This window comes from Frankia sp. CcCS3 (assembly GCF_977927575.1).
The window spans coordinates 1-12,398 of sequence record NZ_CDWRCL010000111.1; the positions used below are offsets into that span (position 1 = coordinate 1).

General features: G+C 68.3%; 8 protein-coding genes, 1 pseudogene and 1 riboswitch. Of the genes and pseudogenes, 7 read left to right on the top strand and 2 right to left on the bottom strand.

The genetic code is table 11. The features are described 5' to 3' along the window. Positions 1-59: 59 nt before the first annotated feature. From AC08OQ_RS11580 to AC08OQ_RS11610, 7 genes and pseudogenes are all read left to right on the top strand, one after another. Positions 60-251: pseudogene (locus AC08OQ_RS11580) on the top strand (DUF72 domain-containing protein); the annotation flags it as partial. Between the two features lie 96 nt (positions 252-347). Continuing rightward, positions 348-1,130: a response regulator gene (locus AC08OQ_RS11585; RefSeq protein WP_476612036.1), complete on the top strand. Its 783-nt coding sequence runs from the start codon at positions 348-350 to the stop codon at positions 1,128-1,130. Positions 1,131-1,583: 453 nt separating this feature from the next. Beyond that, positions 1,584-1,673 carry a K(+)-transporting ATPase subunit F gene (gene kdpF, locus AC08OQ_RS11590; protein ID WP_462188043.1) on the top strand — a complete coding sequence of 30 codons (90 nt, stop codon included), beginning with the start codon at positions 1,584-1,586 and terminating at the stop codon, positions 1,671-1,673. Continuing rightward, the gene (kdpA, locus tag AC08OQ_RS11595; protein ID WP_476601285.1) at positions 1,674-3,335 is read left to right on the top strand and encodes a potassium-transporting ATPase subunit KdpA; all 1,662 of its coding nucleotides are present in this window, start codon (positions 1,674-1,676) and stop codon (positions 3,333-3,335) included. After that, positions 3,336-5,498, top strand: a complete 2,163-nt coding sequence (gene kdpB, locus AC08OQ_RS11600) for a potassium-transporting ATPase subunit KdpB (protein ID WP_476601284.1) — start codon at positions 3,336-3,338, stop codon at positions 5,496-5,498. A gap of 2 nt (positions 5,499-5,500) precedes the next feature. After that, positions 5,501-6,397 carry a potassium-transporting ATPase subunit C gene (locus AC08OQ_RS11605; protein ID WP_476601283.1) on the top strand — a complete coding sequence of 299 codons (897 nt, stop codon included), beginning with the start codon at positions 5,501-5,503 and terminating at the stop codon, positions 6,395-6,397. Positions 6,398-6,493: 96 nt separating this feature from the next. Next, complete coding sequence (locus AC08OQ_RS11610; RefSeq protein ID WP_462188048.1) at positions 6,494-7,192, top strand: response regulator; 699 nt, start codon at positions 6,494-6,496, stop codon at positions 7,190-7,192. A gap of 32 nt (positions 7,193-7,224) precedes the next feature. Here AC08OQ_RS11610 and AC08OQ_RS11615 read toward each other — a convergent pair whose 3' ends face one another. Further along, entirely contained in the window at positions 7,225-9,825 is a 2,601-nt protein-coding gene (locus tag AC08OQ_RS11615; protein ID WP_476601282.1) for a sensor histidine kinase, read from the bottom strand. 154 nt (positions 9,826-9,979) lie between these two features. Next, entirely contained in the window at positions 9,980-11,011 is a 1,032-nt protein-coding gene (corA, locus tag AC08OQ_RS11620; protein WP_476605242.1) for a magnesium/cobalt transporter CorA, read from the bottom strand. 361 nt (positions 11,012-11,372) lie between these two features. After that, positions 11,373-11,540, bottom strand: a riboswitch (M-box (ykoK) riboswitch). Positions 11,541-12,398: the final 858 nt, after the last annotated feature.

Genomic DNA, 12,398 nt, shown 5'->3' on the forward strand with positions numbered 1-12,398 from the left:
CACGAATCTACGTGAATGTTTACGCCTGACGGGCGTCGACGAAGCGTTGCGCGCCTTCCTGGCAGCGTTGGATTGACACTGCCGTCGAGTGGTTGCGCGAGGGCCGATCACCCACCGTATTTATTCACACCCCGGACAGCGCCGACGCGCTACTACTCGCCCGCTGCTTCCACGATGACGTACGGGTACGTGTGCTTGAACTCGCTGCACTGCCTCAGCCGATACCGACCGAGCCTCTGACCCTCTTCTGATCCGGAGGGGCGAAGGCGCAGGGGGCGAGGATGAGGGATGATGCCAGGGTAGGAGGCGCTGCCGGTCCGGAGGTGGCTGGAGGGGACGGGGCGGATATGACCCGTCTTCTGTTCGTGGAGGACGAACCGCGGCTGCTGCGGACCATGCGGATCACCCTGCGCGCTCGGGGGTTCGAGGTACGCACAGCGGTGGACGGCCGGCACGCGCTGTCGGAGGCGGCGTCGTGCCCACCCGACCTGGTCATTCTGGATCTTGGCTTGCCCGACATGGACGGCGTTGAGGTTATCCAGGGGCTACGGGGTTGGACCGGGGTTCCCATCATCGTGTTGTCCGGTCGCGCCTCGGGTCACGACAAGGTGGCCGCGCTCGACGCCGGCGCCGACGACTACGTCACGAAGCCGTTCTCGATCGACGAGCTGCTGGCCCGGATCCGGGCCGTGACCCGCCGCGCCGCCAGCGCGGAACCGGTGACCGTTGTCGACCTCGGCCGGTACCGGATCGACCTCGGGGAAAAGCGAATCAGCCCACGAGACAGCGCCGACGCCGACGCCGACGCGGGCGCGGGCGCGGGCGCGGGCGCGGGCGCGGGCGCGGGCAGCGGTCGTGAGGGTCCATCCGCGACCGGTGGAGAGGACAAGCCGGACGGTCTACGCCTCACCCCGACGGAATGGCGGCTGCTGGAAGCACTGGTACGCCACCCCGGGAAGCTCATCAGCCATCAGCAGCTGATCAGCCAGGTCTGGGGTCCCGGCGTGGCGGACGACAGCTCCTCGCTCCGCCTCTACATCAACAAACTGCGTCGCAAGCTCGAACCCGACCCGGCCCGACCCCGCTACCTGACCACCGAACCGGGCCTGGGCTACCGCTACCAGCCGTAACCACCACGCCTCATTAGCACGCACAGTAGCGCCAGGACACCCCAGCGCCAGGACACCCTTCGCGGGGATCACCTGGACAAGACGGGGCGGACCGGCCTGCTCCCCGCCCGGGCGGCCGTCCGTGGACCACCGAGAGGTGTTCTGCGTCTCATCCGGGTTGCGCACACCGGGTTTTGCGCGGGTGCGGATCTCGTCCGGGCCGGATGCCGTGTGAGCACCGTGTTGAATTTTCGGGATTGGGCGTCATTGGACCGTTAGCTTCGCTGGTCCGCTGGCGGCAAGGGCTAGATACTGGCAGCTGCCATCAGGCCAGGACGCCAGCCAGGGCGGCGCATTTATTCCGATCTCATCCAAAGTAGAAGGCAGGAGTTCCGTGCGTGACGTTGTCTTCGTGCTGCTGACCCTTGCGGTGTTCGCGGTACTCGGGCTAACCCTCAAGGCAGTGGAGAAGCTGTGAGCGTGGAGAACATCGCCGGCCTGATCCTTGCCGTAGCCCTCGCGATCTTCCTCGTGGCGGCTCTGCTGTTCCCGGAGCGGTTCTAGATGGGCACGAACGCCGCGGGCGTCATCTTCATCGTCTCGATGGTGCTGGCTCTTACCCTGACTTACCGGCCATTCGGCGACTATATGGCCCGGGTGCATACGAGCGGGAAGCACCTGCGGGTGGAACGCGGTATCTACCGGCTGATCGGGGTGGATCCGGGCGCCGAGCAGCGCTGGTCGGTGTATGCCCGCAGCGTGCTGGCGTTCTCGCTCGTCTCGGTGCTGTTCCTGTACCTGTTCCAGCGGGTGCAGAACCACCTGTGGCTGGCGCTGGGCCTGCCGGCGGTCAAGCCGGACCTGGCGTGGAACACGGCGGTCAGTTTCACCACGAACACGAACTGGCAGGCCTATTCGGGTGAGTCGACGATGGGCCATCTGGTCCAGATGTCCGGCCTGGCGGTGCAGAACTTCGTGTCCGCCGCGGTAGGTATCGCGGTGGCGATCGCGGTGGTGCGCGGCTTCGCCCGGAAGAAGACCGACCAGCTGGGCAACTTCTGGGTGGACCTGGTCCGCACCGTCGTGCGGATCCTGCTGCCGGTCTGCGCGCTCGCGGCGATCGTGCTGATCGCCGGCGGCGCGATCCAGAACTTCCACGGGAACACCACGGTCCCCACCCTGGCCGGGGGGGAGCAGGCGGTCACCGGGGGTCCGGTCGCCAGCCAGGAGGCCATCAAGGACTTCGGCACCAACGGCGGCGGCTTCTACAACGCCAACTCCTCGCATCCGTTCGAGAACCCGACCTCCTGGACGAACTGGTTCGAGATCTACCTGCTGCTGTCGATCGGGTTCGCGTTGCCGCGGACGTTCGGCAAGATGGTCGGCAGCACCCGGCAGGGGCTGGCGATCGTCGCGGTGATGGCGGTGCTGGCGGTGGGCAGTCTGGGAGCCAACGAGGTGTTCCAGGCGATCCACCACGGCACGGTGCCGACAGCCGTCGGGGCGGCCCGGGAGGGTACGGAGACCCGGTTCGGTGTGCCGGACTCGGCGCTGTTCGCCACGGCCACGACGCTGACGTCGACCGGGTCCGTCGACTCGTTCCATGACTCGTACACCAGCCTGGGTGGCGCGACGCTGCTGTTCAACATGATGCTCGGCGAGGTCGCGCCCGGCGGCACCGGATCGGGACTCTACGGGATCCTGGTCCTCGCGGTGATCACGGTGTTCGTCGCGGGTTTGATGATCGGACGAACGCCGGAGTACCTGGGCAAGAAGATCGGCAGTCGAGAGATCAAGTTCGCCTCGCTGTATTTCCTCACGATGCCGGTCATCGTGCTGGTCGGCACCGGCCTGGCGATGGCGCTGCCGGGGGAACGGGCGGGGATGCTCAACAGCGGGCCGCACGGCCTGTCCGAGGTGCTCTACGCCTTCACCTCGGCGGCGAACAACAACGGCTCGGCGTTCGCCGGCATCACGGTGAACACCGACTGGTATAACACCGCGCTCGGCCTCGCGATGGCCTTCGGCCGCTTCCTGCCGATGGTCTTCGTGTTGGGGCTGGCCGGATCGTTTGCGAAACAGCAGCCGGTGCCGGAAACCGCGGGGACGCTGCCGACCCATCGCCCGCAGTTCGTGGGGATGCTCGTCGGCGTCACCGTGATCATCGTCGCTCTCACCTTCTTCCCGGCGCTCGCGCTCGGGCCGCTCGCGGAGGGTCTGCACTAGATGTCCACCTCGACCATTGCGGGTACGCCGGTTCCGGCGCCCGCGCCGACCCCGCCGCCGGCTCCCCGGCGGGTACAGGGGGGGCTGCTCGACCCGACGATGCTCCTGCGGTCGACGCCGGACGCGCTGCGCAAGCTCGACCCGCGCACGCTGTGGCGCAACCCGGTGATGTTCATCGTGGAGATCGGCGCGGTGTTCACTACTGTCCTGGCGATTCGGGACGAGACCGCGTTCAGCTGGCTGATCACGGTCTGGCTCTGGCTGACCGTGTTGTTCGCCAACCTCGCCGAAGCGGTTGCGGAGGGCCGCGGCAAGGCCCAGGCGGACGCGCTACGCCGCACCAAGACTGACACGATCGCCCACCGGCTGCGCGACGACGGCCGGCTCGAGGAGGTGCCCGCGCCGCGGCTGCGGCAGGGCGACACCGTCGTCGTCGAGGCGGGTCAGTTCATCCCCGGGGACGGCGACGTCATCGAGGGGATTGCCAGCGTCGACGAGTCGGCCATCACCGGCGAGTCCGCGCCGGTGATCCGGGAGTCCGGCGGTGACCGCAGTTCGGTGACCGGCGGCACCCGGGTGCTGTCGGACCGGATCGTCGTGCGGATCACTCAGAAACCGGGCGAGAGCTTCATCGACCGGATGATCGCGCTGGTGGAGGGGGCGAATCGGCAGAAGACCCCGAACGAGATCGCGCTGAACATCCTGCTGGCCGCCCTGGCGCTCACCTTCCTGCTCGCTGTCGCGACCCTGCAGCCGTTGGCGATTTTCTCGAAGGCGCAGCTGCCGGGCGTGCCGGACACCAGCGCGCTGAACGGCGACGGCCTGTCCGGGATCGTGATGGTGTCGCTGCTGGCCTGCCTGATCCCGACGACGATCGGCGCGTTGCTGTCCGCGATCGGCATCGCCGGCATGGACCGGCTGGTCCAACGCAACGTGCTGGCCATGTCCGGCCGGGCCGTCGAGGCCGCCGGCGACGTCAACACCCTCCTGCTCGACAAGACCGGGACGATCACCATTGGCAACCGGGAGGCGCGGGCCTTCGTCCCGGTCGGCGGCACGTCGGAGAATGACCTGGCCAGCGTGGCCCAGTTGTCCTCGCTCGCGGATGAGACCCCCGAGGGCCGCTCCATCGTCGTGCACGCGAAGAACACCTACGGCCTGCGGGAGCGTAGTCCCGGCGAGCTCAGCCACGCCCGGTTCGTGGCGTTCACCGCCCAGACCCGGATGTCCGGGGTCGACCTCGATGCGATCGATGGGGGGCCGAACCGGCAGGTGCGCAAGGGAGCGGCCAGCGCGGTGATCACCTGGGTGCGAGATCTTGGTGGCACCGTGCCCGCGGAGACCGGGGAGATCGTGGACGGCATCTCCGCTTCCGGCGGCACCCCGCTGGTCGTTGCCGAGGCCACCGATGGCGGCACGGCCCGCGTCCTGGGCGTGATCCAGCTCAAGGACGTCGTCAAGCAGGGCATGCGTGAGCGGTTCGACGAGATGCGCCGGATGGGCATCCGCACCATCATGATCACCGGTGACAATCCGCGGACCGCCCGGTCGATCGCCGAGGAGGCGGGCGTCGACGACTTCCTCGCCGAGGCCACGCCCGAAGACAAGATGGCCCTGATCAAACGAGAGCAGGCCGGCGGCAAGCTCGTCGCAATGACCGGCGACGGCACCAACGACGCCCCTGCGCTCGCCCAGGCCGATGTCGGCGTGGCGATGAACACCGGCACGTCGGCCGCCAAGGAGGCCGGCAACATGGTCGACCTCGACTCCAACCCGACGAAGCTGATCGAGATCGTCGAGATCGGGAAGCAGCTGCTCATCACCCGCGGGGCGCTGACCACCTTCTCGATCGCCAACGACATCGCCAAGTACTTCGCGATCATCCCGGCGATGTTCGCGGCGATCTATCCCGGGCTGGACACGCTCAACCTCATGCGGCTGCACAGCCCGCAGTCGGCGATCCTCTCCGCCGTCATCTTCAACGCGCTCGTCATCCTCGCCCTGATCCCGCTGGCGCTACGCGGCGTCCGTTACACCCCGTCCAGCGCGTCGGCGATGCTGCGTCGCAACCTCTACATCTACGGCGTCGGCGGTCTGATCATCCCGTTCGTCGGGATCAAACTCATCGACCTTGTCATCCAGTTCATCCCGGGAGCCCGGTAACCATGCCTGCGACCCGACTTCCCTCCTTCGTGCGGCAGCATCTCGCCGCCTTCCGCGCACTGCTCGTGCTGACCGTGCTCACCGGCATCGCCTATCCGCTGGTCATCACGGCCATTGCGCAGCTTCCCGGGCTGAAGGACAAGGCGAACGGCTCGTTCGTCACGAACGTCAGCGGCCAGATCGTCGGTTCAGCCGAGATCGGCCAACTGTTCACCGACGACAAGGGCAACCCGATCCCCAAATACTTCCAGTCCCGCCCGTCGGCGGCCGGCGACGGGTACGATCCGACGTCAACGTCCGCGTCCAACCTCGGCCCGGAAGACATTGTCGACAGTTTCGACGACCCGGCCACCAAGGACGAGGACGAAAGCAGCCAGAGCCTGCTCACCCAGGTCTGCGCCCGCAGCAAGGCCATTGGTGACCTGGAAGGGGCCGACGGCCGGCGTCCCCTCTGCACCGCGAACGGCGTCGGCGCGGTCCTGTCGGTGTTCCGGACCGGCGGCACCACCGGACCGGTCACCCGGGCCGTCAGCATCAACGAGGAGTGCCCGGCCGCGCCCTTCGTCGCCACGTACCAGGGCGTCAAGGTCGAGTGCACCAAGCCCGGCGAGGACTACTCGGCCGGCATCACTGTGCCGATCAAGGGGCCGGGTAAGGGCACGGACAACCCGGTCCCGGCGGACGCGGTCACCGCTTCCGGTAGCGGCCTCGACCCCGACATCTCCCCGGCCTACGCCTACCTGCAGGTGAACCGGGTCGCGAAGGAACGCGGCCTCGACCCGGCCACGGTCCGCGCGTTGATCCACGACCACGAAGACGGCCGGGCGCTGGGCTTCATGGGCGAACCCACGGTCAACGTCCTCGCCCTGAACCTGGCCCTCGACAAGACGACCAGGTAGCGGGACGCTCAGCCCCGAGGACACCCTCGGCGGAGGCCTCACGATGATTCGCACCCTGCCTGCTGTACCGCCCGGTTCACTGCCGGGAGATGACGCGTGACCAGCGTGCTCGTGGTGGACGACGACCCACGGCTGCTCCGCGCGCTACACATCACCCTGCGCGCCCGCGGCTACCAGGTCACCGTCGCCGCGGACGGAAGCCGCGCGCTCGCCGCCGCCGCCGAACACGAACCCGACATCATCCTGCTCGACCTGGGGCTTCCCGACCTCGATGGCGTCGACGTCATCCACGCCCTGCGCGGCTGGACCGCCGCCCCGGTCATCGTGCTCTCCGGGCGCGCCGGCAGCAGCGATAAGATCGTAGCGTTGGACGCCGGTGCCGACGACTACGTCACCAAGCCCTTCCGGGTCGACGAACTGCTCGCCCGGCTGCGCGCCGTCGTCCGGCGCACCCCGCCGCCTACCGAACCGCTCACCGTCGCCCTGGGTGACTATCTGATCGACCTCGACGCACGGCGCGTCACCCGCAAACCCGACAGCGCACGCCCGGACGGCCCCGCCGAGGTCCGGCTCACCCCCACGGAATGGCACCTGCTCGACGTCCTTGTCCGCCACCCCGAAAAGCTACTGACCTACCGGGATCTGCTGCCCCGGGCCGGCGGTCCCGCCCCCAAGGAGCAGAGCCACTACCTGCGCCAGTACATCGGCCGGCTGCGCCACAAACTTGAACTCAACCCGGCACAGCCCCGCCACCTCATCACCGAGCCAGGCATGGGCTACCGGTTCCAGCCATGACCTCGTTGTCCAGCCATGACCTCATCGTCAAACTATGACCTCGTTGTCTGTTGACCGTCCCGCGATCTGAGGACCGCACCGCCCGCCGGCTGGGCGGACCCGCCGACCGTCGCGACCGGCAGCGTTACCACCATGGTCAGGCCCCCGCCGGGGGTGTCCTCCGGCGTCAGGGTGCCGCCCATCGCCTCCGTCAGGCCCCGGGAGAGCGCGAGGCCCAGCCCGATGCCGCTGTCGTTGTCGGTGTCGCCCAGCCGCTGGAACGGCGTGAACGCCTGGTCACGGTCCTCCGCGGGCAGTCCAGGCCCGCGGTCGATGACCCGCAGCTGGATCCGGTCGCGCAACGCACTAGCGGTGATCAGCGGGGGCTGGCCCGGGGGTGAATAGCGGGTCGCGTTGGATAGCAGGTTGGCGATCACCCGTTCCAGCAGCGCCGGGTCAGCGTAGGCCAGCGGAAGGTCGTCCGGGACCGTCACAGCCACGTCGCGAGCTGCCGGGCCCAGGTCGCGCAGCACGCCGGGAATCACGTCGTCGAGCCCGACCGGGGCGGGGAACACGCTCAGGCGTCCAGCCTGCAACCGGCTCATGTCGAGCAGGTTCTCCACCAGCCGGGCCAGATGGTCCAACGCTTCCTCAGCGGTGGCGAGCAGTTCCGCCTGCTCCTCGGCGCTCCACTCGACCTCGTTGCTGCGTAGGTTCGCGACTGCCGCCGAGGCCGTGGCGAGCGGGCCGCGCAGGTCGTGGCTGACGGCAGTGAGCAGGGCGCGGCGGGTGCGGTCCGCTTCGGCGAGTGGCCCGGCTTCCGCTGCCACCTGGGCCAGCCGCCGCTGTTCGAGGGCGACCGCGGCCTGCGCGGCGAAGGCGGTGAGTACCCGGCGGTCCGCCGCGGGCAGCGGCCGGCCCCGCAGGACCAACGTCAGGTTCTCGCTGACCGGTACCTCCGTGTCGGCCTCGTCCGGCCGTAGGCACGGGTCGGGCCCGGCGCTGTCGACCACCCGCCAGCCGTGACGGTCTGCCTTGTGGGCGCCGTTCTGACCGCCCTCGGCTGCGCGTTCGAGCAGGGCGACCGAGGTCAGCCCGAACGTCTCCCGCACCCGCGCGAGCAGTGCCGGCAGCGCCTGCTCGCCACGCAGCACGCTCCCGGCCAAGGTCGAGAGCATCTCCGCCTCCGCGGTAGCGCGTACCGCCTGGCTGGTCCGCCGGGCGGCCAGGTCGACCACGCTGCTCACCATCACCGCAACCGCCAGGAACGCCAGGAGTGCGAGTACGTTGTTACTCTCGGCGATGATGAAGCGGTGTATTGGTGGGATGAAGTAGTAGTTCAGCAGCAGCAAGTCGCCAAGCGCGGCCAGCAACGCCGGCAGCAGGCCGCCCACCAGCGCCACGGCGACCACCACGATCAGGAACCCCAGCACGTTGCTGGTCAGGTTGAGATCGGTCCGCTGGTGCGTCAACACAAGGGTCAGCAGCGGCAGCAGCACGACCGCGGCCAAGACACCGGCAAGCCGCCGCCGGAGGGTCAGCCCACGGGCCCGGCGGGGCAGCAGCCGCCCCTTGCCCACCTCCTCGTGGGTGACCAGGTGCACGTCGATCGGCCCGGACAGTTTCGTTGTCGTGACGCCGATACCAGGGTCGATCATGTGGGCCAGCCGGCCGCGCCGGCTCGCGCCGAGCACGAGCTGGGTCGCGTTCTCCGCTCGGGCGAATTCCAGCAGCGCGATGGGAATGTCGTCCCCGGCCACCTGGTGGTAGCTGCCGCCCAGGCTCTCCACCAACACCCGCTGCCGGGCCAGATGCGCGGGCGACGCACCGGCCAGGCCATCGGATCGGGTGACGTGGACCGCGAGCAGGTCCGCACCCTTGGCGCGATCCGCGATCCGCGCCGCCCGGCGGATCAGTGTGTCGCCCTCAGGGCCGCCGGTCAGTGCGACAACCACCCGCTCCCGCGTCTCCCAGATGCCGGAGATCTGGTGCTCGGTGCGGTAGTGATCGAGCTGTTCGTCCACCTTGTCGGCCAGCCACAGCAGTGCCAACTCCCGCAGCGCGGTCAGATTGCCGACCCGGAAGTAGTTGCCCAGCGCGGCGTCGATCTTGTCTGGGCCGTAGATGTTGCCGTGGGCCATCCGCCGCCGCAGCGCCTCCGGTGTCATGTCGACCAGTTCGACTTGTTCGGCGGCGCGTACCACCGCGTCCGGCACGGTCTCCCGCTGCGGGACTCCGGTGATCCTTTCCACGACGTCGTTGAGCGACTCCAGATGTTGGATGTTCAACGTCGACAGCACGTCGATGCCCGCGTTCAACAGCTCGTGGACGTCCTGCCAACGCTTGGCGTTCCGGCACCCCGGGACGGTCGTGTGCGCCAGCTCGTCGACGAGCACCACCGCTGGCGCGCGGGCCAGGATCGCATCCACGTCCATCTCAGTAAAGGTGGCACCGCGGTAGGAGACCGTGCGGCGGGGCATGATCTCCAATCCGTCCAGCAACGCGGCGGTCCGCGGTCGCCCATGGGTCTCCACCAGCCCGACCACGACGTCCGTTCCGCGTGCCTTGCGCCGCTGAGCCTCACAGAGCATGTCGTAGGTCTTGCCCACCCCCGGCGCCGCGCCGAGGTAGATCCGCAGTCTGCCGCTCGCCATACGCCCCAGTTTCCGCGTACGAGCCGCCGCTCACGAGCCTGCGGGGCGATACGTAACCGGCTGTTCGAGGAAGCCGGAGCGGGCTGTGCAATCCACACCGGCGGCAACCCCACGATACGTGGGCCAGCCGACGCCCTCGTCCTCCTCGCGCTGGTCACAGCCACCGCCGCTGCCTGAAGATCACGTACAGCATAATGGACACCAAGGCCATCAGGCCGAGCGCGAACGGGTACCCGAACTCCCAGCTCAGTTCCGGCATGGTCTCGAAATTCATCCCGTACACAGTGCCGATCAGGGTGGGCGCGAAGAGGATGGCCGCCCAGGCCGAGATCTTCTTGACCTCCTCGTTCTGCGCGAGGCTCGACTCGGTCAGCGTCTTCATCTCCTCGTTCTGCCGCTGCCCGACCAGCGCGGCGTTGACGGTCAGGATGTTCGCCAGTAGTTGGCGGAACCCCTCGATCCGCTCCACCACGCCCACCGCGTGGTCGGACACGTCCCGCAGGTACTGCTGCAGCTCGGGGTCCACGCCGTACTTGGCGAACCCCGCGGCCAGCGCGTCCAGCATGCCCAGCAGCGGCTTGGCCGCCCGCTGGAACTCGATGACCTCACGGGACAGCTCGTAAATGCGCCGGCTCACCGCCGGATCTCCCCTGAACACCTCGGTCTCGATCTCGTCGATGTCGTTCACCAACCCGTCCACCACCGGGGCGTAATCGTCGACGACCCGGTCCAGGATTGCGTACAACACCGCCTCCGGGCCGTGGGCCAACAGCTCCGGGTCGGACTCCATCCGCCGGCGCACCCGAGGCAGATCCGGCGCATCCCCGTGCCGAACTGTGATGACGAAGTCGTCCCCGACGAAGACGTGCAGTTCGGAAAAGTCAACCTCTTCCCGCGCGTCGTCATAGCGGGCGGCCCGCAACACCACGAACAGGGTCTTGCCGTACCGTTCCAGCTTCGGCCGTTGATGCGCCTGCACCGCGTCCTCGGTCGCCAGCTCGTGCAGGTCGAACTCGGCCGCGATCGAAGCGATCTCCCGCTCGTCCGGGTGGACCAGACCGATCCACGCCAGATCCTGCTTGTTCCGGCCCCGGCGGTCCCGCAGCAACTGGTAGGTCTCGCCCAGCGAGCCCGGCCGCACCAAGCGCCGGCCCGCGGCGTAAAACGCGTTCTCCACGACAGTCATCACGTCAGCTCCCCGGGCCGCGAACGGCATCCGCGTCCGCCCGCATGGTTGTGTCGGCAGGGTCAGGCCGGGGCGGCAGCCGCTGCGCAACGACCTCCCGACGGTGCGCAGCTGGCTGATGCCGCCCGACGTGGTCGTCTCACCTGCGACGGGACTGCTCGGCTAGATCATCAGTCTGACGGGGCAGGCTCAGGCGAGGGGGGTCACCGAGGCGACGGGGGTCACCGAGTCAGCCCAGGACAGACGGCAACTATGGCCGGGACTCATCCCGCCACCCCCCTTCCACCAGGCGCCCGCAGGCGCGAGTAGTCCAGGCGGGGTGACCGCGACAACCACACCCGGCCGAAGCCGGGCGACACCGAGCACCCCTCCTCGTCAGAGCTTTGGCACTGCGCGGCGTAATCCCCACCGGGAAGCCACTTGGGCTCACCCCTTAGCCCGGGGAGAGCTGTCCTGACCCGGGGCGTCTCTCGACGTTCAAGGTCAGTGGCCTATGTCCGCGCAGACGCCTCACCGAACGAGGTGCTGCCCGGCCAGGATGCCCCCGCACGCCAGCTCGTGTCAATGTCGGCAACCGGACCAAACGGCGCGCACCCCGACGAAACACACGTCCGGGCCGGACCACGCCAGTGTCGCCACCCGCGCGCCTCGCCGAGGTGACCTGCGCCACCCGGACGTTTCCCGCGGGCGGGTCGGCTCTTGGCAGCGCATTCTCGGTCTCGATCGTCACTGGGGCTGGTTGATCCACATTCGGATGGGGAGCGGGGCGGCGTGGGACGGCGGCGGAATCGCCCTCGGCATCGATGCCGACGTCGTCTCCCGAAAAACCCGACTCCCGGCTTTAGTGGCGTCACGTTGGGTGAGGGCCCGCATCGGGCTCGCACCGGCAGCGGTCCCCAGGTCCTGGCTGCTCTCCGCACCCTGGTGATCAGCCTGCTCCGGTTCGCTGGTTTCGCCAACACCGCTCGAGCCTTACGCCGCCACGCCGCTATCCCGACCAGGAGATCACCCTCGTGACCAGCATAAATACGACTTTGCGATGCTCCTGGGGCGGCGGTGAATGCGGACTTCCAGAATCCCCGACCGCCCCCACCCCACCAGGCCGTGTTCCGGCGCATGCGCATCCACTGCACACCTATCAAGGTCACAGACAGTCACAGATTTCTATGCTCAAATACGCTTCTGAACGGTGTGCTACTCTGCTGAGGGGACGTAATGAAGTAACAAATACGTGATCGAGAGCATCATCGCAGGTCACAGGCCTGTGGAGGGTTCGAAACGCGCAAGTTATTTCATTTCGACTCCTGAAGTCTCAGGTGCTGGCGGAACTGCTGGACCAGTGAACTGGACCCAGTCGGGAGGAATAGAGGATGGGCTTGAAGGCCCC

Coding starts and splice junctions, on each gene's coding strand:
- AC08OQ_RS11585 (WP_476612036.1), top strand. CDS start 348: ATGACCCGTCTTCTGTTCGTGGAGGACGAACCGCGGCTGCTGCGGACC.
- kdpA (WP_476601285.1), top strand. CDS start 1,674: ATGGGCACGAACGCCGCGGGCGTCATCTTCATCGTCTCGATGGTGCTG.
- kdpB (WP_476601284.1), top strand. CDS start 3,336: ATGTCCACCTCGACCATTGCGGGTACGCCGGTTCCGGCGCCCGCGCCG.
- AC08OQ_RS11605 (WP_476601283.1), top strand. CDS start 5,501: ATGCCTGCGACCCGACTTCCCTCCTTCGTGCGGCAGCATCTCGCCGCC.
- AC08OQ_RS11615 (WP_476601282.1), bottom strand. CDS start 9,825: ATGGCGAGCGGCAGACTGCGGATCTACCTCGGCGCGGCGCCGGGGGTG.
- corA (WP_476605242.1), bottom strand. CDS start 11,011: ATGACTGTCGTGGAGAACGCGTTTTACGCCGCGGGCCGGCGCTTGGTG.